This window comes from Thermotoga neapolitana DSM 4359 (assembly GCF_000018945.1).
In the GTDB taxonomy this organism is placed as follows: Bacteria; Thermotogota; Thermotogae; order Thermotogales; family Thermotogaceae; genus Thermotoga; species Thermotoga neapolitana.
Map to the genome: position 1 here is coordinate 206621 of NC_011978.1, position 22720 is coordinate 229340.

General features: G+C 47.8%; 21 protein-coding genes and 5 tRNA genes. 7 read left to right on the top strand and 19 right to left on the bottom strand.

Translation table 11 applies throughout. The annotated features are described in order from the left end of the window. Positions 1-12: 12 nt before the first annotated feature. The 13 genes from rpoB to CTN_RS01090 all read right to left on the bottom strand — a co-directional run bounded on the left by rpoB (position 13) and on the right by CTN_RS01090 (position 8301). The gene (gene rpoB / locus CTN_RS01035; RefSeq protein WP_041437851.1) at positions 13-3801 is read right to left on the bottom strand and encodes a DNA-directed RNA polymerase subunit beta; all 3789 of its coding nucleotides are present in this window, start codon (positions 3799-3801) and stop codon (positions 13-15) included. Positions 3802-3993: 192 nt separating this feature from the next. Beyond that, positions 3994-4377 carry a 50S ribosomal protein L7/L12 gene (gene rplL / locus CTN_RS01040; protein ID WP_012645102.1) on the bottom strand — a complete coding sequence of 128 codons (384 nt, stop codon included), beginning with the start codon at positions 4375-4377 and terminating at the stop codon, positions 3994-3996. 16 nt (positions 4378-4393) lie between these two features. Beyond that, positions 4394-4933 (bottom strand): 50S ribosomal protein L10, encoded by a 540-nt coding sequence (rplJ, locus tag CTN_RS01045; protein ID WP_012645103.1) that lies wholly within the window; start codon positions 4931-4933, stop codon positions 4394-4396. A 148-nt stretch (positions 4934-5081) separates the two neighbouring features. After that, positions 5082-5783 (bottom strand): 50S ribosomal protein L1, encoded by a 702-nt coding sequence (rplA, locus tag CTN_RS01050; protein WP_012645104.1) that lies wholly within the window; start codon positions 5781-5783, stop codon positions 5082-5084. Positions 5784-5806: 23 nt separating this feature from the next. Continuing rightward, positions 5807-6232, bottom strand: a complete 426-nt coding sequence (rplK, locus tag CTN_RS01055; RefSeq protein WP_012645105.1) for a 50S ribosomal protein L11 — start codon at positions 6230-6232, stop codon at positions 5807-5809. 51 nt (positions 6233-6283) lie between these two features. After that, a complete protein-coding gene (gene nusG, locus CTN_RS01060) occupies positions 6284-7345 on the bottom strand; it encodes a transcription termination/antitermination protein NusG (protein WP_012645106.1) in 1062 nt (353 codons plus the stop codon). Positions 7346-7356: 11 nt separating this feature from the next. Next, positions 7357-7554 (bottom strand): preprotein translocase subunit SecE, encoded by a 198-nt coding sequence (gene secE / locus CTN_RS01065; RefSeq protein ID WP_012645107.1) that lies wholly within the window; start codon positions 7552-7554, stop codon positions 7357-7359. Positions 7555-7580: 26 nt separating this feature from the next. Further along, positions 7581-7656 (bottom strand) — tRNA-Trp (locus CTN_RS01070). A 4-nt stretch (positions 7657-7660) separates the two neighbouring features. Next, entirely contained in the window at positions 7661-7810 is a 150-nt protein-coding gene (rpmG, locus tag CTN_RS09690) for a 50S ribosomal protein L33 (protein WP_081434630.1), read from the bottom strand. Between the two features lie 27 nt (positions 7811-7837). Continuing rightward, positions 7838-7924 (bottom strand) — tRNA-Tyr (locus CTN_RS01075). Between the two features lie 14 nt (positions 7925-7938). Continuing rightward, positions 7939-8014, bottom strand: a tRNA-Thr gene (locus CTN_RS01080). Positions 8015-8036: 22 nt separating this feature from the next. Next, positions 8037-8109, bottom strand: a tRNA-Met gene (locus CTN_RS01085). A gap of 116 nt (positions 8110-8225) precedes the next feature. After that, positions 8226-8301, bottom strand: a tRNA-Met gene (locus tag CTN_RS01090). A 55-nt stretch (positions 8302-8356) separates the two neighbouring features. Here CTN_RS01090 and CTN_RS09950 point away from each other — a divergent pair. From CTN_RS09950 to CTN_RS01120, 7 genes are all read left to right on the top strand, one after another. Next, a complete protein-coding gene (locus tag CTN_RS09950; RefSeq protein ID WP_015918734.1) occupies positions 8357-8509 on the top strand; it encodes a hypothetical protein in 153 nt (50 codons plus the stop codon). A gap of 63 nt (positions 8510-8572) precedes the next feature. Further along, a complete protein-coding gene (gene thyX / locus CTN_RS01095; RefSeq protein ID WP_015918735.1) occupies positions 8573-9223 on the top strand; it encodes an FAD-dependent thymidylate synthase in 651 nt (216 codons plus the stop codon). Further along, a complete protein-coding gene (locus CTN_RS01100; RefSeq protein WP_015918736.1) occupies positions 9220-11367 on the top strand; it encodes a BamA/OMP85 family outer membrane protein in 2148 nt (715 codons plus the stop codon). The genes thyX and CTN_RS01100 overlap by 4 nt, the downstream gene beginning before the upstream one ends. 12 nt (positions 11368-11379) lie before the next feature. Then, positions 11380-12522 carry a 5-(carboxyamino)imidazole ribonucleotide synthase gene (gene purK, locus CTN_RS01105; protein ID WP_015918737.1) on the top strand — a complete coding sequence of 381 codons (1143 nt, stop codon included), beginning with the start codon at positions 11380-11382 and terminating at the stop codon, positions 12520-12522. Continuing rightward, positions 12510-13025 (top strand): 5-(carboxyamino)imidazole ribonucleotide mutase, encoded by a 516-nt coding sequence (gene purE / locus CTN_RS01110; RefSeq protein ID WP_015918738.1) that lies wholly within the window; start codon positions 12510-12512, stop codon positions 13023-13025. Before purK ends, purE begins: the two co-directional genes overlap by 13 nt. Positions 13026-13147: 122 nt before the next feature. Next, a complete protein-coding gene (gene hydF / locus CTN_RS01115; RefSeq protein WP_038066406.1) occupies positions 13148-14362 on the top strand; it encodes a [FeFe] hydrogenase H-cluster maturation GTPase HydF in 1215 nt (404 codons plus the stop codon). Next, a complete protein-coding gene (locus CTN_RS01120; RefSeq protein WP_015918740.1) occupies positions 14359-15735 on the top strand; it encodes an aspartate ammonia-lyase in 1377 nt (458 codons plus the stop codon). Before hydF ends, CTN_RS01120 begins: the two co-directional genes overlap by 4 nt. On the opposite strand, the gene CTN_RS01125 is transcribed toward CTN_RS01120, so the two are convergent. Genes CTN_RS01125 through gndA form a run of 6 tightly spaced genes read right to left on the bottom strand, consistent with a single transcriptional unit; the run spans position 15723 to position 22712 of the window. Then, complete coding sequence (locus CTN_RS01125) at positions 15723-17153, bottom strand: gluconokinase (protein ID WP_015918741.1); 1431 nt, start codon at positions 17151-17153, stop codon at positions 15723-15725. The two genes, CTN_RS01120 and CTN_RS01125, sit on opposite strands and share 13 nt — an antisense overlap. Beyond that, a complete protein-coding gene (locus tag CTN_RS01130) occupies positions 17150-18433 on the bottom strand; it encodes a lactate racemase domain-containing protein (protein WP_015918742.1) in 1284 nt (427 codons plus the stop codon). Before CTN_RS01130 ends, CTN_RS01125 begins: the two co-directional genes overlap by 4 nt. A 12-nt stretch (positions 18434-18445) precedes the next feature. Continuing rightward, positions 18446-19204 (bottom strand): SDR family oxidoreductase, encoded by a 759-nt coding sequence (locus tag CTN_RS01135; protein WP_004081525.1) that lies wholly within the window; start codon positions 19202-19204, stop codon positions 18446-18448. A 5-nt stretch (positions 19205-19209) separates the two neighbouring features. Further along, positions 19210-20655, bottom strand: a complete 1446-nt coding sequence (gene uxaE / locus CTN_RS01140; protein WP_015918744.1) for a D-tagaturonate epimerase UxaE — start codon at positions 20653-20655, stop codon at positions 19210-19212. Between the two features lie 6 nt (positions 20656-20661). Beyond that, complete coding sequence (locus tag CTN_RS01145) at positions 20662-21306, bottom strand: GntR family transcriptional regulator (RefSeq protein WP_012310576.1); 645 nt, start codon at positions 21304-21306, stop codon at positions 20662-20664. After that, positions 21303-22712, bottom strand: coding sequence for an NADP-dependent phosphogluconate dehydrogenase (gndA, locus tag CTN_RS01150; RefSeq protein WP_038066411.1), 1410 nt, complete (start codon positions 22710-22712; stop codon positions 21303-21305). Before gndA ends, CTN_RS01145 begins: the two co-directional genes overlap by 4 nt. Positions 22713-22720: the final 8 nt, after the last annotated feature.

The following is a 22720-nucleotide window of genomic DNA, read 5'->3' on the forward strand; positions in this document are numbered from 1 at the left end:
TCACCCTCCCGATCAGTACTTATCGATATCTATCTCGTTACCATTCTCATCGTAGAGCCTCACATCAAGGGCAAGCCCTCTGAGCTCTTTGATGAGAACCCTGAAACTTTCAGGAACACCCGGTTCTGGTATGTTCATGTTTTTGAGTATGGCCTTGTAGGTTTCGTTTCTGCCCTTGATATCATCGGACTTTATTGTCAGCATCTCCGCAAGGGTGTGTGCTGCTCCGTACGCCTCCAGAGCCCAGACCTCCATCTCTCCAAGTCTTTGACCACCGAAGTGGGATTTTCCTCCGAGGGGTTGCTGGTGAATCAGAGAGTAGGGTCCTGTGGATCTTGCGTGTATCTTCTCTTTGGCTATGTGAACGAGCTTCAACATGTACATGTAACCGACCACCACGGGATTGTCGAAGGGCTCTCCCGTTCTTCCGTCCCTGAGAATCACCTTTCCAGTCGGGTTGTTTTCGTCGTCTCCAAGGTGGAGTCCTCTCTTCTTCCTTTCTTCGTACAGTGGTTTCAGAATTTCATCTTCTTTTGCACCTTCGAAAACGGGTGTTGCGAACCACTTGCCCGTCAATTTTGCGAGCCATCCAAGGTGTGTTTCGAGGATCTGACCAACGTTCATACGGGATGGAATACCAAGCGGATTCAGAACCATCTGAACCGGTGTTCCATCGGGCAGGAACGGCATGTCTTCCTTTGGAAGAATGTTGGAAACAACTCCCTTGTTTCCGTGACGTCCCGCCAGTTTGTCTCCTATGTCCAGTGTTTTCCTGGTTGCCACGTAAACCCTGACCAGTTTCAAAACACCGGATCCCAGGTCCGCTATATCGTTCTGATCGTACACATCCACCCTTATGACTCTTCCTTCAACACCGTGCGGAAGCCTCAGGGAAGTATCTTTGACGTCTCGACCTCTCTCTCCGAAGACCGATCTGATGATCTTCTCCTCCGGGGTGGTGTCTCCTTCTCCCTTGGGAGTTACCTTCCCAACGAGAATGGCCTGAGAACCCACTCCGTAGTCACTCACAACGTAAGCTCCCACCCTTATGATTCCGTTCTCGTCGAGATTCTTGAGGAGTTCTTTGCTCACGTTCGGAATGTCCGCGGTGATCTCCTCAGGTCCCAACCTCGTTTCTCTGGCCTGTGTTTCGTAGACCTCTATGTGAACGGATGTGAAGACATCCTCTTCGAGGAGTTCCTGACTGACCAGAATGGCGTCCTCGTAGTTGTAGCCTTCCCATGGCATGAACGCAACGAGTATGTTCCTTCCAAGAGCAAGTTCACCCATGTCCGTTGCAGGACCATCGGCTATTGGATCACCCTCTTTGACGAAGTCTCCCTCGTTCACAATGGGCTTCTGGTTTATGGTTGTATCCTGGTTGGACCTCACAAACTTCAGCAACCTGTACTCGTCCAGAACGGGATTTCCATTTTCATCGTACATGGGATTCCCGTTTTCGTCGGTTCGATGAATGACGATTTTGGACGCATCCACTTCTTTTACGATCCCGTTGTGCCGTGCCAGAACAACATAACCAGAGTTCTTCGCCGCTTCCCATTCCATACCCGTTCCAACGAGTGGGGCTTCCGTTTTCAAAAGAGGAACGGCCTGCCTCTGCATGTTGGAACCCATGAGAGCCCTGCTGGCATCATCGTGTTCGAGGAAGGGTATGAGAGAAGCGGAAACGCTGAACGGTTGCTTCGTGGAAACGTCCATAAGGTCCACTTCTTCTCTGGGAACGAGTCTGATGTCTTCACCCATACGCGCCACAACTCTTTCAGGAATGATGTTACCTTCTTCATCCACAGGGGTTGTAGCGGGAACGATCTTGTACTCTTCCTCCTCGTTCGCTCTCAGATAGACGATCTCGTCTGTCACCTTACCGTTGACCACTTTTCTGTAAGGTGTCATCAAGAAACCGTATTCGTCCACTTTGGCATATATCGCAAGTGATGTGATGAATCCTATGTTCGCACCTTCAGGGGTTTCAATGGGACACAACCTTCCATACTGTGAGTAGTGAACGTTTCTTGCTTCGAAGACTTTCGATTCTCTTCTCAGACCACCCGGACCGACCGCTGATACCCTTCTCTTGTGGGTGAGTTCTGAGAGTGGGTTCACCTGGTCCATGAACTGGGAGAGCTGATTCATGGCGAAAAACTGGTTAACCGTTGAAATGATGGACTTGATGTTTATCAAACTCTGTATGGAGACCTTACTCAGAGAACTTATCAGAGTGAGTCGTTCCTGTATGGCCTTTTGCGCTCGAGCAAAGAGTCTTTCAAACTCCCTCTGTACAAGTTCTCCCACCGATCTGACTCGCTTGTTTCCGAGATGATCCTTCGTGTCGAAGGGGATCGATGGAAGTTCCTTGTTTATGTTGGAAACGTATCTAATGGCCGCAAAAACACCTATGTCTGAGGTGACATCGTAGTTTCTTCTGAATGTGGTGATGAGCTTTCTCAGATCGTACGGCGCAGTTTTCCTTTTTGAAAGATATTCCTCTTTGAATATCCTTATCAGACTCTTCAACTCGTAGGAATCTATTTCAAAGTCGTTTATGTATCTTCTTTCGAAGTAATCGAAGAGTATTCTTGAGGCAAGAACAATGTCGAGAGGCTTCAGAATGGTGGCTGTTTCGCTGTAGGTTTTCTTCCTGGCTTCTTCTGGATCTTCACCTTCGACTTCTATCAGGTACCTTATGTAAGCGTTCTTCAGCCTTTCGTTCACTTTGTACCTTCCCACTTCCGAAAGATCGTACCTTTCCGAATTGAAAAACAGGTCGTGCAAATATCTCTTCGCAGCGTTGATCCTTGGGAGTTCTTCTGGCCTCAGTCTTCTGAAGATCTCAAGGTAGGCATCCACAACCGTTACCTCATTCAAGCCGTAAACCTTAGTTCTTTCCTCCTCGGTTTCACTTTCCTCGCCGGTGGAAAGAATCTCAAGCATTTTCTCGAAAGTGTTCTGAGCGATTGGATGAACAATCTTGATCTGCTCTATGTTGGACGACATCAGAATTCTTTCTGCCAGATCTTTGGTGAGGATATCCCACTTTTCCGCTATTTTTCTGTCACCGTCGTAGATGTCTTCGAGGATGATAGAACCAACGTGTAAAAGGAGACTATCCTCATCGTCTGCATCCAGGAATGTGGGATAGAGTGAGAGAATATCCTCGTCTTTTTCGTATCCTATGGTCTTCAGAAACAGAAAGAGATTGACCTTTTTCCCATCCAAACCAGCGTAGAGAACACCATCGTACGGATCGAGGATAACCTCGAGCCATGCTCCTCGGGAGGGGAGGAAGTATCCACCGTACTCTTCTCTGTCTATGTATTCAGAGGAGAAGTACAGACCTGGAGAGACCACTATTTGATTGACAACGACCCTTTCAGCACCGTTTATTATGAAGGTACCTCTTTCCGTCATGTAGGGAATGTACCCCAGGAACACTTCTTCTTCCTTCATTTCACCGCTTTTCAGGTCTGTGAGCCGTGCGGTTGCGTACACGGGAACACTGTAGGTCAAACCCTTGGCCTTGCACTCCAGGGGATCAACGGTAGGATCTCCCACTCTTGTGGAGACGAATTCGAGGGCGAATCCTTTGTCGGATCTTTTCAAATCTGAACGGGTCGATTGTGAGTAAATGGGGGAAAACTTTTTGAGGACTTCGAGAAGGCCTTTTTCAAGAAACTTCTGGTAGGAGCTTTTCTGAATTTCCACAAGGTCAGGTACTGGTAGGGGTTCATGAGTTTTGCCGAAGGAAACCCTCGTTCTCCTACCACAGGAAATCTCTTTCATTTTCTCACCTCTCATTGTGGAGTGAAAAACCCCCAGGATGTATTTTCTCCTGGGTTTCAGTTGCTGGAGAAGAGAGAAGCGAGTCGGGCGAGAAGAGATACTCGTACCGCACTCTTTTTATTAAAACACAAAAACCCTGTACCGGCAAGACCCGGTACAGGGTTGCAACATACTTTTTTCACAAACGAAAATTTACTTCAATTCCACCTCGGCACCAGCTTCTTCGAGCTTCTTCTTGATCTCTTCGGCCTCTTCCTTGGAAACGCCGCTCTTGATGACGGCATCCGGCGTTCCTGCCTTTTCGACGAGATCCTTTGCCTCTTTCAAACCAAGACCCGTGATCTCTCTCACAACTTTGATCACCTGAACTTTGTTCTGGCCGAAGCTCTTCAGGATCACATCGAATTCCGTCTTCTCTTCCTGAGCAGCTCCAGCAGCACCTGCCACAGGCGCAGCAGCAACCGCCACGGGAGCAGCAGCCGTCACACCGAATTTGTCCTCCAGCTTTTTAACGAGTTCTGCCAGCTCTGAAACCGTCAGTTTCTCGATAGCTTCAACGATTTCATCAATCGTCATCTCTACACACCTCCACTCATTCAGATTTTTTCTCTTTAACGGCATTGAGCACAAGCACAAGGTTCCTCAGAATTCCACTCAACACGAAGACAAGACCAGATATCGGTGCCTTCACGCGACCAACGAGCATAGCGTAGAGTTCTTCTTTGGATGGAAGTTTCGCTATCTTTTCCACTTCTTCCGAAGAGAACTTCCTTCCCTCAAGGAATCCACCTTTGAGTTTTGAGAGATCTGCGTTCTTTTCCTTGTAGAAGTTGTAGATGATCTTCACCGCCTCAACTGGATCACCGTCGGTGACGTAGAGAACAGCGGTAGGACCTTTGAGAAATTCTTCATATCCTTCGTAGCCTGCATCCTTCAGTGAAAGGGTGAGGAGTGTGTTCTTCACAACTTTGAATCTGGCACCGCCGTTGTACTTTTCTCTCAGCCTGGAACGGAGTTCTGTGAGATCGGCTACGGTGAACCCTGTAAAATCTGCGAACAGTGCCAGGGATGATCTCTTGAATATCTCGGTCATCTCTTTCACTATTGCTTCTTTTTGTTGTCTGGTCAGCAACGAATTCACCTCCCAAAAAAATTTTGTGGACCCCGGAGGGTCCACAAAAAGGCCTTAGTGCCCTTTTGGGACGCCTCCGGCAGGATGTTTAACCCGGAAAGGGACCTGCCATCTACGGCGTCGCTCGGCTATTTGTTTTTACTATCACTTACTCATTCAAAATGCTCTGGAGATTCAATTTTATCCCTGGTCCCATTGTAGAAGCGAGAACCGCCTTCTTTATAAACTGTCCCTTCACTCCCGCCGGTTTCATCTGCATAATCTGCTTGATGGCGGATATGACGTTTTCTTTGATTTTTTCATTATCAAAGCTCTTCTTTCCTACAGGTATATGAATGTTTCCCGTTTTGTCTGTTCTGACCTCTATCCTTCCCTTTTTGAACTCTTTAACAGCCTCCGCTACCTCGTTCGTGACGGTCCCGGATTTCGGCGAGGGCATCAGTCCCCTGGGTCCGAGTATCTTTCCGAGTCTTCCTATCACCCTCATCATGTCTGGAGTTGCTATCGCGACATCAAAATCAAGGAAACCTTCTTTTTCTATCTTCTCCACAAGATCCTCCGCTCCCACGTAATCTGCTCCTGCTTCCTGTGCTTCTTTGGCCTTTTCTCCCCTTGCAAACACGAGGACTTTGACCTCTTTTCCTGTTCCATGAGGAAGAACGATGGTTCCTCTTATGTGCTGGTCAGGCTTTCTGTAATCTATTCCCGTCTGGATGTGAAGCTCTATAGTTTCATCGAACTTCGCGGTGGCCGTTTTCTTGACGAGCTCCACCGCTTCGTCCAGATCATAGTACTTTGTACGATCCACCAGCTTTTTTGCTTCCAGATATCTTTTGGAGTGCTTCGGCATTACGCCTCCTCCTTTCCGTTACATCAGTCTACCACTTCTATTCCCATGCTTCTGGCCGTTCCCTCTATGATCCTCATGGCTGCCTCAAGGTCGTTGGCGTTCAGGTCCGGCATCTTTATTTTTGCGATCTCTTCGATCTGTTTTCTGGTGACCTTACCAACGATTTTTCTCTTCGGTTCAGAAGAACCACTCTCTATGCCCGCGGCTTTCTTCAAGAGAAAAGACGCAGGGGGTGTTTTGATGATGAAGGTGAACGATTTGTCTTCGTACACAGTGATAACGACAGGAAGAATCATTCCTGCCTTGTCCGCTGTTTCTGCGTTGAATCTCTTACAGAACTCCATGATGTTCACACCATGCTGTCCCAGAGCGGGTCCAACCGGTGGCGCAGGCGTAGCCTTTCCCGCCGGTAACTGCAACTTGATCTGAGCCGCTACCTTCTTCGCCATGTTTCCGAACCTCCTTATGCGTGGTACGGAACTCTCCTCCCACGTTTTCTCTCACTCGATCTTCTCCACTTCGGAGACGTGGAGCACAACGGGCGTTTCTCTTCCAAAGATGGTAACGTTGACCTTCAGTTCCTGTCTTTCCGGATCTATCTCTTTGATGACACCAGCGAAATCTTCGAATGGACCACTTATGATTTTCACCGTATCTCCCACTTTGAAACCCATTTCCACCTTGACAGGCTTCTTCTTCTCTTCGTACTCCTCAAGACCAGCAAGTCTCAGAATAGGTCTTATCTCTTTATCCTTGACGGGAATGGGTTGTCCACCGGAACTCACAAATCCCATGACGTAAGGCACAGAACGGACAAAGTTGTACGCTTCATCGTTCATGATCATCTCTATGAAGACGTATCCCGGAAAGAGTTTCCTCTTCTTTGTTTTGTAGATCCTGATCTCTTTTCTCGTTGGATAATCGACGACTTCGACCCTTCCAGAAACCTTTGCAAAGAATTTTCTAGCTTCTGCGAGCATTTCTCCTTGTTTCACTTCTTTTCCTTTTTTTATTCTTGTCCTGTCAAAGACATCCTTTGGAATGTAGTAAACATCCTGTTCTCCCTCTGGTGTCTGAACGACCACCTTCTTCATGCGCTCTATCTCAACGATCCTACCATCGAGTTCACAGATGTACTCTTCGTTCTTTGAGAGAGGCAGTCCCTGTTTGACTTTTGTGCCAACTTTCAAACCTGTTTCGATACCGGCCGACTCGGGTATGTAGTAGGTTTTTGTGTACTTTTTGTCGATGGTTTCTATCACTATCCTCCTCACGTTTTTCACTTCGACGATTACACCGTTTCGTCTCGCGTAGATGGGAGGTTCTTCGGCTATGAGATCTCCCTTGTTCACATCCTTGCCGTTGTTAACATGCAACTTGGCTTTGGGGGAGAGAATGATCCTCTCAGAAGGACTGGTAGCATCCAAGACCACTTCCTCAGGAATCACTATCCGACCAACAAGATTCCTGATACCTGTGGCTTCTATTTTTCTTTCGATGTTTTCTTTAACCTTTTCCTCGTAGCCTGACATGGTGACTATTATGTACCAGTTCTTTTTCATCGCTCATCACCTTATCCTATGCCGAGTGCTTTGAAAATAGCACTAACCACGCCAGAGAATATGAAATCCAGCACAAAAAAATAAAGCCCCGTGACTATCAGAATTACGAGAACAACACTGAAGGAAGTCAGGAGCTCCTTTCGGGAGGGCCAGGAGATTTTCTTTGCCTCGGCGATCACTTCTCTGAAAAATCTTCGAAGTTTTTCCACCTTTCATGCCCCCTCAGATCACAAAATGGCAGGGCCGGCAGGACTCGAACCCGCAACCACCGGTTTTGGAGACCGGCGCTCTACCAGTTGAGCTACGGCCCTGCGATTATGCCTTTGTTTCGGTATGAACAGTGTGAGAATTGCACTTTGGACAGTATTTTCTCAACTCAAGTTTTGCTCTCTTGTCTTTGTTCTTCGTAGTATAGTAATTCTTGTTTCCACACTTGGAACATTTCAGAGCTACCAGCACTCGCATGTTGTTTCACCCTTTCCTGAAAAAATCTGGTGGTGGGGGGAGGATTTGAACCTCCGAAGGCATTCTGCCAGCGGATTTACAGTCCGCCCCCTTTGGCCACTCGGGCACCCCACCACTGAGAATCCCGTTGGAGCCAGCGGTGGGACTCGAACCCACAACCTACTGATTACAAATCAGTCGCTCTACCGGTTGAGCTACGCTGGCCCTATTTTTTCGAAGACCTTTATGGCGGCGGTGGGACTCGAACCCACGACACGGTGATTATGAATCACCCGCTCTCGCCGCTGAGCTACGCCGCCCAGGACCGTTTGATAATTTTACTATCACACTTCTTTCTTGTCAACCTGGTTCACACTTGAGAATTTTGAAAAGTGTGTTAAAATAATAAGGAGAGCGACGCTCTCCTTTCTAAATCTGGTGGGCTCGGGAGGATTCGAACCCCCGACCACCCGGTTATGAGCCGGGCGCTCTGCCAGCTGAGCTACGAGCCCATACCGCACTAGATTATATTCTAACACATCCCTCTTGTCAAGGAGTGTGATCAGTATGAAGAAAGATCCTGTCAAGGAAATGCTCGGAAAATACCCGAGGATCCTTGTGATAAAGGCCGCTTTGAAGATCCTGAAAGACGGCAACAAGATTGACAGGGAGCGGATCGAAAAGACCATTGTCAAAATCATGACGAAAAAAGAGGGCTGAGGAAACTCAGCCCTTTTATGATAGTATTTATCAGAGGAACCCTTCAACCGAGGAGGATCAGTCATGAAAATACCCGTTCTCGACAAGGGATTCGTCGAACTGGTAGACGTCATGGGAAACGATCTTTCGGCAGTCCGAGCCGCCAGAGTTTCTTTCAACATGGAACTGAAAGACGAAGAAAAAGACAGACGCCTTGTTGAATACCTCATGAGACACGGCCACGAGTCTCCTTTCGAACACATCGTGTTCACCTTCCACGTGAAGGCACCTATATTCGTTGCAAGACAGTGGTTCAGGCACAGAATCGCTTCCTACAACGAATTGAGTGGGAGATACTCGAAACTCACCTACGAGTTCTACATTCCTCCTCTACAGCGTTTTGGGCAGACCAGGATCGTCCCCGAAAAGGTCATCGAGAAAATATCGCACGTGGTGAACGAGTCTTATCAGACTTACATGGAATTGCTCGAAGCTGGAGTTCCCAGGGAAGTCGCCAGGATAGTGCTCCCTCTCAACCTCTACACGCGATTTTACTGGACCGTGAACGCAAGAAGTCTCATGAACTTTCTGAATCTGAGGGCAGATTCACATGCACAGTGGGAAATTCAGCAGTACGCCGTTGCCATAGCAAAGATCTTCAGAGAGAAATGCCCCTGGACGTACGAAGCCTTCATCAAATACGCCTACAAAGGAGATCTCCTGAGGGAGGTATGAGCATGAAAAGAAAAACCCTGGTAGTACTGGTTATAGCGTTTCTTGCCGTTTCTTCCATGGCAGTCTACATATCCGACGTGAAATTCGAAGGGCTGAACGTCATCACCCCGGACTTCATCACCCAAAAAGTCGGGAAACTCTTTGGTGAAGTGACATCAGATGAAATACAGGATTATCTGAAGAAGATCTTTGATCTTGGTTACTTTTCCTCACTCACCCCATCTCTGGAACCATCGGATGTGGGATACAGGCTTGTTGTAACGTTGAAAGAAAATCCCACGGTCAGTGACTGGAGGATTGAGGTGGAAGGACCTGGCCTTGTTGATCGAAAAGAAATCGAAAAACTCGTGAAGATAGAAAAGGGCAAGCCGTTGAACACGAATTCCCTGAAGGAGACCTTCGAAGCGATCAGAAACAGGTACCAGGAAGCAGGGTACTTCCTTGTGGAGATAAACGGAAGTTTCGAGAACGGGACTTACAGAATAGTTGTAAAAGAGTACGCTCTCTGGGACATCGTGTTCAACGGTGAAACGGATGGACTGGACATCGTGTCCATCCTGTCGAAAGCAAAGATAAAGACCCTGAGAGATTACTACGCTTCCTCTCCTCTTGTCAGATTCTTCACGATGAGTAAAAAGGACTTCTATCCTACCCTTTCAGAGGTGAACAAACTCATCTCCGTTTTGAACTCCTATCCCTTCTTCTCCCGGGAAACATCCGTGGACTTCAAGAAGACGACGGTGAAGGATATCGAAGAGAAAAACGTCGTCATCATGGTCATCAACGTGGTGCAGAGAAGAATATTCGAAGGAGAGAAAAAATTCAAAGAGATCCTCTTCCATGGAAACACGATCTTCACAGATCAGGAACTGCTCCGCGCGTCCGGTCTCTCTACGGATGAGACCTACACGAATTCTCAGATTCTTCTTGCCATGAACAGGCTGGTGGATTTCTATGAAAGAAACAACTATCCGTACGTCTGGGTAGAAGCCAGGGTGGAAGATGACAGGCTCGTGTTCAATGTCTATGAGAAGTACGTCCGATCGGTCAAAATAGAAGGGCTGAAGAGAACCAGACCGTACGTGGTGGAAAACCTGATCACCATAAAGGAAGGAGAACCTCTCAACAAAGAGGAGATCATGCTCACGTATTCCTACCTTCAGAACAGCAGGTACTTTGACTCGGTGAACATCTATCCACAACTCTCTCAGAACGCAACTCAAGTCGACGTTGTTGTAGATCTGAAGGAAGCGGAAAAGACGAGAAACTTCATCGGTGGGCTCGGCTGGACCATGCCAAAAGAGGGTGAGTGGTGGCAGGGATTCTCCGGAACCGTTCAACTCTCTGCTGTGAACTCCTTCGGATACGGAGAGTCGTTCTCGATTGACTTAAACCTTGGATTCATCGAAAGAAGCGTTGAGGGAACGGTCAAACTTCCCATCAAACTCGATGTTCCTATGAATCTCGAACTTGGAGCAGGATACACAAATTATGCTACCTCTAGCGGAACAGACACGGTCAGCCTGAAAGGGATTGTTTCCACCCTTCCGTACAAGGGACACTCCTTTGGAGTCGGTGCGCTCTACGAAAAGGAACTGGTTGAAGACAGCAAAGGAACACTGGCAGCACTCTTCAAATACAGGTACAACACGAAAAACTCGGCCATTCTTCCAACGGAAGGGTATTATCTTTCTTTCGATCTGACGCGGGCAGGTCTCTTCGGACTGAATGACCAGAAATACTGGAAAGGGATTCTGACCAGTGAGGCGTACTACCCGATCTTTGAAAGCCTGTACTGGAGTTTCAAAGGAACAGGTGGTATGGTCTACAACGAGATTGGAACGGAACTTCTCGAGGTGTCCGGACCTTACACGGTCCGTGGCTACGACTACTTCGAAACTGAAAAGATGTTCAAACTCTCTGTTGATCTGAACTGGATTCTTCAGAGAGAGAACGTTCCGGTTGTGACCGGTGTGTTCTTCGACTACGGTGGTATAGAGGAAGATGGAAACATGAAACTTCTCTCCTCCGCCGGTGTGAAACTCGATCTTGTGATTCCTCTTCTTGGAAGTGTAGAAGTCGGAGGTGCCTACAGATTCAACGAAAAGAACTGGCAAATCTACTTCTTCATGGGTGGCTGGTGAGGAGGGAAGTCGGTGAAAAAGATCGGCATCATTGGCGGTGGCCAACTCGGAAAGATGATGACCCTGGAAGCAAAGAAGATGGGGTTTTATGTGACCGTGCTCGATCCCACTCCGGGGAGCCCCGCTGGACAGGTTGCGGACGAGCAGATAGCCGCAGGATTTTTCGACTCAGAGAAGATAGAAGAACTGGTGAAAAATTCGGACGTCACCACCTACGATCTTGAACACATAGACGTTCAAACATTGAAAAGACTCTACGATGAAGGCTACAGGATACACCCTTCTCCACACATTCTGGAGATCATCCAGGACAAACTCATCCAGAAGGAGTTTCTGAGGAAAAAAGGTATTCCCGTTCCCAGATACAAACTGGTGAGGGATTTAGAAAACGACGTTAGGGACTTTGGTTTTCCTGTTGTTCAAAAGGCGAGAAAAGGAGGATACGACGGCAGAGGTGTGTTCATCATAAAAAACGAAAAAGATCTCGAAAACGCCCTGAGTGGTGAGACCTACCTCGAGGAATTCGTTGAGATAGAAAAGGAACTCGCTGTCATGGTGGCAAGAAACGAAAAGGGAGAGATTGCGTGCTATCCTGTGGTGGAGATGTACTTCGATGAAGATGCGAACATATGCGATGTGGTGATAGCACCCGCCAGAATAGAAGAGAAAGAGACAAAGATCGCAAGAGATATCGCTGTGAGTGTCGTGGAAGTCCTTGAAGGTGTTGGAATCTTTGGCATCGAGATGTTCCTCACAAAACAGGGTGAGATCCTCGTCAACGAGATCGCACCACGCCCGCACAACTCCGGCCATTACACCATAGAAGCGTGTGTAACAAGCCAGTTCGAGCAGCACATAAGGGCCATCATGAACCTGCCGCTTGGCTCGACAAAACTTCTCATCCCCGCCGTGATGGTGAACCTGCTCGGTGAAGAAGGACATTACGGAAAACCTGCTCTTGTGGGTCTGGAAGAGGCTCTGGCCATAGAAGGTCTTTCGCTTCATTTCTATGGAAAAAAAGAAACCAGACCGTACAGAAAAATGGGACATTTCACGGTGGTGGACAGAGACGTTGAAAGAGCGCTCGAAAAAGCGCTCAGAGCGAAGAAAATACTGAAAGTCGTCTCGGAGGAGGGAGCGATGTGCCAAGGGTAGGAATCATCATGGGAAGTGACTCCGATCTTCCTGTAATGAAGCAGGCAGCTGAAATTTTGGAAGAATTCGGAATAGATTACGAGATTACGATCGTTTCTGCCCACAGAACACCGGATCGCATGTTCGAGTACGCAAAGAGTGCCGAAGAGCGGGGTATAGAGGTCATCATCGCAGGAGCAGGGGGAGCAGCGCACCTTCCCGGAATGGTGGCAAGTATCACACATCTTCCCGTTATCGGTGTTCCTGTGAAGACCTCCACACTGAACGGTCTTGACTCTCTTTTATCCATCGTTCAAATGCCGGGGGGAGTTCCCGTTGCCACCGTCGCCATAAACAACGCAAAGAACGCGGGAATACTCGCAGCGTCCATTCTGGGGATCAAGTATCCGGAGATCGCAAAGAAGGTGAAAGAGTACAAGGAGAAAATGAAACAGGAAGTTCTGGAAAAGGCAAAAAAACTTGAAGAGATGGGATACAGGGAGTATCTGGAACAGAAGGGTTAATTTGTGATAAAATTAACTTGGAAAGCCCAATCCCACCTGAGGTGGAGGGTATCCGACACCGAGGGGGGGGAGAACACCCCTTCGGTTGTGCGAAGGGGATTTTTCTTTATAGAGGTGATAGTGTGAGACTGCCGGACGCCGGTTTCAGAAGATACATCGTTGTTGCGGGAAGAAGGAACGTTGGAAAATCCTCTTTCATGAACGCCTTAGTTGGTCAGAACGTGTCCATCGTGAGCGATTATGCGGGAACAACGACCGATCCCGTCTACAAATCCATGGAACTTCATCCTATCGGTCCCGTCACCCTCGTGGACACCCCTGGACTCGACGACGTGGGAGAACTTGGAAGACTGAGGGTAGAGAAGGCAAGGAGGGTGTTCTACAGGGCAGATTGTGGAATTCTCGTGACAGACAGCGCACCAACTCCCTACGAAGACGACGTTGTCAATCTTTTCAAAGAGATGGAAATTCCCTTCGTAGTTGTCGTAAACAAAATCGACGTTCTTGGAGAAAAGGCCGAAGAGCTGAAGGGACTCTACGAAAGCCGTTACGAAGCGAAAGTACTCCTTGTCTCGGCTTTGCAGAAAAAGGGATTCGACGATATCGGGAAGACCATCTCCGAAATTCTTCCGGGTGATGAAGAGATTCCTTACCTCGGTGATCTGATAGATGGCGGCGATCTTGTGATCCTCGTGGTCCCTATAGATCTCGGTGCTCCAAAGGGGAGGCTCATCATGCCTCAGGTCCACGCGATCAGGGAAGCCCTCGACAGAGAAGCCATCGCCCTCGTGGTGAAGGAAAGAGAGCTCAGGTACGTGATGGAAAACATAGGGATGAAACCAAAACTCGTCATCACAGACTCTCAGGTGGTAATGAAAGTAGCGTCTGATGTCCCGGAAGACGTGGAACTCACCACCTTTTCCATTGTGGAGTCACGATATCGAGGCGATCTGGCCTACTTTGTGGAAAGCGTGAGAAAGATAGAAGAGCTGGAAGACGGAGACACTGTTGTCATCATGGAAGGCTGCACCCACAGACCTCTCACCGAAGACATCGGAAGGGTGAAGATCCCAAGGTGGCTCGTGAACCACACGGGAGCGCAGCTCAACTTCAAGGTCATAGCCGGAAAAGATTTTCCTGATCTTGAGGAAATAGAAAACGCAAAACTTATCATCCACTGCGGTGGATGTATTCTGAACCGTTCAGCGATGATGAGAAGGGTGAGGATGGCAAAAAGGCTCGGTATACCGATGACGAACTACGGTGTGACCATCTCTTACCTTCACGGTGTGCTAGAGCGGGCGATTCGTCCATTCAGGGAGGAAGTGAGGGTTTGAGAAAAGAAAGAGACTATCTCGGAGAACTGGAGATAGAAGACGACGCTTACTATGGAATACACACCAGGCGAGCCCTGATGAACTTTCCACCAACTGGCGAAAGGCTCGACGAAACGTTCATCTGGGCGTACTTCATGGTGAAAAAAGCCTGCGCTCTTCTCAACACCGAACTCGGATACCTGGACGAGCAAATAGGAAACGCCATTGTAAAGGCATGCGATGAATGGGAAACGTTGAAAGAACACGTTCTGATGGATCCCCTCTCGGGTGGAGCTGGAACGTCGATAAACATGAACATAAACGAAGTGATAGCAAACAGGGCAACAGAGATACTCGGTGGAAAGAAAGGAGAATACCTCGTCGATCCCATAGATCACGTGAACTTGCACCAGTCAACGAACGACACCTTTCCAACGAGTGCGAAGATCGCCACCATCGTGAAACTGAGAAAACTCATAGAAGCGGTGATAAATCTTCAGGAGAAGATCCAGGAGAAAGAGAAGGAGTTCTACTCCATCAGAAAACCGGGAAGAACCCAGCTCATGGATGGTCCACCGATCATGCTTGGACAGGAGTTCGGTGCCTTCGCCGATGCCCTCGCAAGGGACAGATGGAGGCTCCACAAGGTCGAAGAGAGAATAAGAAGCGTGAACATTGGGGGAACAGCGATCGGAACTGGAGTTGGGGCACCGAAAGATTACATCTTGAAGATCGTGGAAAAAGTAAGAGAAGTAACGAAGGTGAAGATCGCCAAGGCGGAAAACCTCATAGACGCAACCCAAAACTGGGATGTCTTTGCGGAGGTTCACGGTCTTTTAAAATCCCTTGCGGTGAATCTCTACAAGATCTCAAACGATATCAGACTCCTTGGAAGTGGGCCAAACACGGCGATAGGTGAACTCATTTTGCCGGCGGTTCAGGCGGGAAGTTCCATCATGCCGGGAAAGGTGAATCCGGTTGTTCCAGAGTATGTGATGCAGCTCTGCCACATGGTCTTCGGTCACGACACGATACTGAACCACACATGTGCACTCGGAAACCTCGAACTCAACCAGTTCGCCCCACTCATAGTTCATCTCACACTCAAGTCCCTCACACTTCTCACAAACGCCTGTCGCTCCCTGACGGAATACGTGGTGAACATAAAGGCAAACGAAAAGCGGTGTGAGGAACATCTCTCACGTTCTGTGTCGAACCTCACACCGCTGATAAAGATGTTCGGTTACGAGGCCGTCTCAGAAGCGGTGAAGAGGGCAAACTGGGATATCGGAAAGACTCTGGAAATTCTCTCTCGGGAAAAGAACGTTCCGATCGACGAAATAGCAAAAAAACTGGATCTGAAGAAGATGACCGGTCTTGGTTACTCCCTGTAGAAATAGTCCACCAGTTTTTCGTAGAGAAATCTGTAATCATCGTAGAGTTGTTCGTATTTTTCGTTTCTTTCAGGATCGCAGCGAAAAACCTGCTCCACATGGACTTCCTTTTCAAGGAATTCTTCTACGCTCTCTCCTAGAGATTTCAGGGCCATCACGTAGGCACCGAAGGCGGAAGGATTCTCCACGTTTGTGACCGTGATATCTTTTCCCAGAACATCCGCAAGGAGCTGAACCCAGTAAGGCGAACTGGTGAAGCCTCCCGTTGCAACGATCCGAACAGGATCCACATTCCCCACTTTTTTTACCGCGTTGTATATGTCTTTTATTCTGAAACAGATTCCTTCAAGCGCCGCCCTGGCGATATCGCTTCTTCTGTGAGATGAAGCAAGTCCCACCAGAACACCCCTGTACCTTTCTCTCCAGTGAGGTGCCCTTTCACCGTTTAGGAAGGGAAGGAAAACAAGACCGTTTGCCCCGATTGAAGACTTCTTTGCCTCCTCTATGATCTCGTCGTAACTGTCGAACTTCATAACATCTTTCAGCCACATCAGCACGATTCCACCGTTGTTTATCGCACCACCAAGAACGTAGTTTTTCTCATCGATCAGATAGCACCATGTGGAGATACCTTCCCGATCTATCACGGGTCTGTCCAGAACCACACGAAACGCACCACTTGTTCCGATCGTTACGGTGGCAGAATTCGGATCCATAGCGTTCAGTCCAACGTTTGTCATCACCCCGTCTCCACCGCCGAGGACCAGATAGACCTCTCTGAAACCAAGTTCTTTCGCTACTTCTTCTTTCGCTTTCAACTGAGCGTAAGGTGACTTGAGTTCTGGCAGGTTTTCTTTCTTCACTCCCACGATCCCGAGGATCTCATCGTCCCACTCAAGGGAATGTATGTTCATCATACCGGTTCCAGATGCAAGGGAAAGCTCCTCTACGAACTCTCCTGTCAGTTTGTTGACTATGAAGGCTTTTATCGAACAGAACTTCTTTGAATCTGAGTTCTTCTTCATCCAGAGAATCTTCGAAGGCCAGTACATCGGATGAAGCGGGCAGGCCGTTCTTTCGTAGAAGAACCTGGTTCCGTATTTCTTTTCGAGTTCTTCCTTTTCACGATAGGACCTTCTGTCCACCCAGTTGAGAAGGGGTGTTACCGGATTGAAATCTTCATCGAGCCCAACCACACTGTGAAAAACAGAACTCATTCCAACGTAGAGAACGTCTCCTTCCTTTGGAATCTGCTTCAAGAGGTAGTAAACGGCCGACAAGATCTCTTCTGGGTCCTGCTCCACTGCCTCTGGAGATGGGAAAAAGATCCTGTAGGACTTCTTCAGAACCTTCCACTCACCGTTACTTTTGAACATGAGACGAGCGCTTTCTGTTCCAATGTCTATGGCCGCTATCATCTTCTCCTCTCCCTCAGATCGTAGAGATACTTTCCTCCCGGCACTATCCAGAGGGAATCCTCGTCCATGAAATCTTCCTTTCTTATCTTCGAGGGGTCCATGTAGCCCAGGTTCACCGCTCTGCACTCGTCTTCAGGAATGGAGGTAGCGAGAATCACATCGAATTCGAACTCCTCTTTACCCGTTTCTGGATCGAACGTTCCAGCTCCCCTCACGTTGATCACATGCGCTGCAACGTTTTTGTTGAAGTCGGGATGCTTTTTCAGATACCACTTCACGTAGTCTTTGCAGTGATATCCTATCTCCCTGATCCATCTGTCCATTTGAGGATTGGAGTGAAATCTCTTTATATGAGGTGCGTAGATGATGATCTGTCCACCTTTTACCATCACACCGGGCCTTTGGAGTTTGTAAGAACCCTTTCCGGCGGTCCAGACCTCGTCGTATTCTTCTCCAATCACCTGGACAGCTCTTTTGAGGGGGCGGTCTATGTACTTAACATGGAGTTGAGAACTGAGTTCACACGCCTTTTCGTACGCTTTCAGAAAGCCCTCGAATCCTTCGTCTATGTAGAGAGCCCTTGGAATCACCTCTTCCTCTTCCTCGTACACCATGTTCAGGGTGAAGGATCTTGCTTTGATCTTTCGAAAGATCATCTCCGATGCTCTGTTTATGATCTTCCGCGCAGGATTGTCCACCGTGCCTATGAGCTTTGGAATGCCCATGAGTACGGCGGCCCAGTGGAAGGTATCCACCACCTCCGTGCTGGCAACACCAGGAATGACGATCTTCAACCCACCCGAAAAGCCCGTTGATTCATGAGGAACGGTACCGTTTATGAAAAAGATCGCATCGAAGTCTCCAAAGAGCAGTTTATTCACCTTTATCGGTATCTCCTCTTCCAGATCCCCTTCTGTCATTTCGGAGACAAAATCAGAAGGAAGCGTTCCAACAAGCGTTAAGGCCTCTGGATTGAAGAACTCGTGGTTGTGGAAGAACACTCCTTTTTCGTCCCTTGAGATACCGAGTTTTCTTTCGAACTCTTCCACCTTCATCGCCCTGTGCGTGCCACTCGCGTTGAGCGTGTGAAACTCCTCCATACCTTTTTCCAGAAGCAGTCTGTAGAGATTTTTTGCGATCAGGTGGGTGAAATCCACACGGGTATAATCCGTGTGAACAACCAGGACCTTTTTCACCCTTTCAAGGTCGCTCACAAGCTTTGCAAGTCCTTCCTTTATCTTTTCCTCGGTGAGTGGATTTCCTTCCAGATACACCGTCATGCTCTCACTCCTTCAATTTGCGGTCCATCCACCGTCCACGAAGATGATCTGTCCAGTCACGTACTTCGCCTCTTCGGAAGCAAGGAAGACTGCCACACCCTTCAAATCCTCTGGTACACCCGTTCTGCCAAGGGGTATCCTCTTGAGCATGTAGTCCAGTTTTTCTGGATCGCTGAATACAGCCTCTGTCATCTTGGTTCTGTACCAGCCCGGCGCTATCACATTCACCCTTATGCCGTACCTTCCCCACTCCTTCGCCAGAGCTTTTGTGAGAGAAGCTACGCCCCCTTTCGAAGCAGCGTACGCGGATATGTTGGGCATGGTGACTTCTTCAACGGTGAGAGATCCTATGTTTATGATAGAGGGGTTATCGGATTCTCTCAGGAGTGAAAAGGCCTCCCTACACACGTAGTAAGTTCCAAAAAGGTTCACCTCTATCACCTGTCTGAACTCATCGAGAGGAAATTCTTCCGCTGGATGTCTTCTGTTTATCCCCGCAGCGTTGACCACCGTATCGAGCTTTCCAAATTTCTCTTTCACTGCTTCCAAAAGTTTTTTCACTTCCTCATAGTTTGAAACATCGCATCGGAAAGCCATCGTTTCAACACCGTATTTTTCTGTCAACTTTTGAGCCGCTTCTGATGCTTCCTCCAGATTTCTGCTTGCAACGACCACTGAACATCCGGCCTCTGCCAGCCCCTGAGCGATTCCAAAACCCAGCCCACGAGAGCCACCGGTTACGAGGGCAACCCTCCCCCTGAGATCGAACACACAAATCACCCCTTCAACAGGTCTACGTGCCTTTTTATATGTTTTGCCACGGTCTCGTAGAAGAGTTCCTCATTTTGTTCAAGCGTCTTAAACAGCCGTTCTTTCAAAGATGCATCTTTCAGAACAGAGCCATAGGTGACATGGATCAACTGTCTCACGTTGATGTCTTCAAAAAGACCTGGAAGATCTTCATCTTTCACTTTCTCTACTTCCGGAACTTTCGACAGATCCGCAGATATGTGATAGGACTTTCTGTCTTCCTCAAAGTGATCGAGAGCACACCTGTAGATCTCCCGGAAGAGCTCCGGGTTGACCATGGATATGACCTTCACCGCCTCAAGATAACTCGTTCCGGCTGTCTTCACGTGGAAAAGGCCTCCTGTCGCGGAAGCAAAAGCAGGATACACGGAAAATTTGTCGCTTCCAGAGTGGAGTGATATTTTGTATCCTTCGAACATCCTTGCGATTTCTGCGTGCATTTTGATTTCTCTCTCGAACTGTGCAAGATCCCCCTTGTAATCTATTCCCTTTTCCCATTCGCCGATGAATCTCAGGGCAAGATTGGTGAACTCCACACCTCTTCGTCTGAGTTCTTCCACAACGAAAATGTGGAAGAGAGGACTCGTGGGAGTTTCTGTTTCGTCAACTGACACTTCGAAGTCGAAATCCGGGGTTTCGTCTTTCAAAATTTGATACATCATATCCACGTGGGCGATCGCATCATAGTACACCAGAGCAGCATCCCTCAAATTTTTCTCGTCGAACTCCAGTCTTTCACCGAGGACGGTGTATTTTTTCCCAAGATAGATCCTGTCGATTCGCTCTTTTTTCAGTATTTCCTCGAACATCTCGTTCTTTTCTCTTTCACTGAGTTTTGAAAGATTCCTCACATGATCCGAAGGATCGATTGTGAACATGGTGAAACCTTCCCTTGCAGCCGAAACAAGATCCTCCGGCCGCTTCACGTGATCGGCGTCTGCTCCGAATCCCTCACTGTATCCCTCCTGGAAAACTCCCCATGTGGCATCGTCCAGCACATCTCTCCAGGTCCTTCCCGTTCTCTCGTTCTCCCTCACCGACTGCTGCGCAAAGATGGGAAAAAGCCCTGAATCCTTCAACGCCCTCACGTGAGCCGGTGTGGTGATACCGAGTCTGTCACCTGTTCCAAAAGACGCTCTCAATCCCGCTCGAACTGGTTTGAGATCTGGAAAGTATTTTCTGAGAACTTCCAAGTTCTCATGATTTCTCTCACAGAAAAAGAACGAAACACCCTCCACCCGCTGTTTTTTGAAAAACGACAGACCCTCAGGTGCCTTTTCTCCAGCCACTACCAGAATTTTTCCTTCCTCTCCCTTTGTCAAGAAGAAAGAGAGAGAATCCTTTTCTCTATAAGACTTTTCGTAAACTTCGTATCCCCTTCCAAAGTGATCTTTGAACACTTTCAAGACCATAACTTCTCAACTCCTTTCATATGTGTACAGGTTCTTTATGGTCTCCGCCTCCACATTTTTCAAGTGTTCTTTCAACTTTTCTATAGCGCCTTCTTTATCGCCGCTGATGATTCTCTCTATGAGTTCTTTGTGTTCTCTGTTCGAAACGACGTATCTTTCGTTCAGATGCCTTACGAGGTCTATACGATCCCATATCTTTTCATACAAAGATATGATGAGATCATTCCCTGAGGCTCTGATAAAGAGTTTGTGCAGTCTTTCATCGGAATCGTCGAAAATCTCTCTCTTTGCACTTTTCTCCACATCATCGATTTCTCCCTTTATCTCTAAAAGTTCTTCGGAACCAGCAATTTTATCGAAGTAATTTTCAAGACAGAAGACTTCCATCATGATTCTCGTTTCTATGGTTTCTCTTATGAATTTCTCATCGACGTCGGTTACAAAAAAACCAACCCTTGGAACCACCTTCACAAGACCCTCAGTTGCAAGCTGGAGAAGGGCATCCCGCACAGGAGTAAAGCTGATACCAAGTTTTTCGGAGAGTTCTCTCACGTTTAGTTTCTCTCCAAGCTTCAATTCGTGGTTCAGTATCATTTCTTTGAGAAGATTGTAGACCTTCGTTCTCACGAGGTCCACTTCGATTTTTTTCATCCTATCTCTCCTTCCTCCCAGTTGATGTGGAACACACCTTCTTTATCCACTCTCTCGAACGTGTGTGCTCCGAAGAAGTCCCTTTGAGCCTGGATGAGGTTTGCGGGGAGCCTTTCTTCTGTCAGACTCATGAAGTAGTTGTAAGCAGAACTCAAAACAGGAACGGGGATCTCGTTTTCTATGGACACCTTCAAAACATTCTTCAAAGAACCAATTCGTTCTTTCAAAAGAGAAATCACTTCTTCACTCTCCAGCAAATGCGCATTTTCATCCGATATGTATCTTCTCAGCGTGTCTATCAACTTTGCTCTTATGATACATCCTCCCTTCCAGATTCTGAGCACCTCGAAAAGATCCACGTTGTAGCTGAACTCCTTTGACGCTTCTGAGATCAACCACATACCCTGAGAAAAGGCCATGAACATGGCAAAAAAGAGTGAATCTTTTAGATCTTTCAAGAACTCCTCACTCTTCTGGAGAGCGCTTCTTCTCTTATTATACAGTTTCGAAAGTTTTGTTCTTTCCTCTTTGAAGTGGGAGATTATCCTTTCAACCACGGCCAGGTTTATGGAGGGAGTGGGAATTCCAAGATCCAGGGCTGCCTGAGAAGTCCACTTTCCGGTTCCTTTCTGTTCTGCTCTGTCCAGTATCACGTCAACCATCGGCTTTCCCGTCTCTTCGTCTTTTCTTTTCAGGATCTTGTAGGTGATCTCCACGAGGAAGGAATTGAGTTCCCCAGAGTTCCACTCCTTGAAGATATCAGACATCTCATCGGTAGGAAGGTCCAGAACATCTCTCATGATGTGATAAATTTCCGCTATCGATTGCATGATGGCGTATTCTATTCCGTTGTGAACCATTTTCACAAAGTGCCCGGCGGATCTTTCCCCAACGTAGGTGCAGCAGGGGCCATCTTCCGTTTTTGCAGCGATCTTCAGGAGGATATCTTCGACCAGGCTGTACGCTTTTTTGCTTCCACCAGGCATGAGAGAGGGTCCATGGAGGGCTCCATACTCACCACCCGAAACTCCCATTCCAAGAAAGAGAAACCCTTTCTCTGTGAGATCTTTAAAGCGTCTTTCTGTGTCCAGATAATGAGAATTCCCGCCGTCTATGATCAAATCCCCCGGTTCGAGATAGGGAAGAAGCTGGGAAATAGTATCGTCAACAGGTTTTCCTGCTTTCACCATCAGAATGATCTTTCTTGGTCTCTCAAGGGATTCTACAAAATCTTTTATATCGTAGTGAGGTTCTATTTCCTCGCCCTTCACCCGATTTTTCACGAACTCTTCTGTTTTCTGGGCCGTTCGGTTGAAAACAGAGACTTTATAACCTTTTCTTGCGATGTTTAATGCAAGATTCTGTCCCATCACCGCAAGACCTATGAGACCTATGCTGGATTTCACAGGTATCA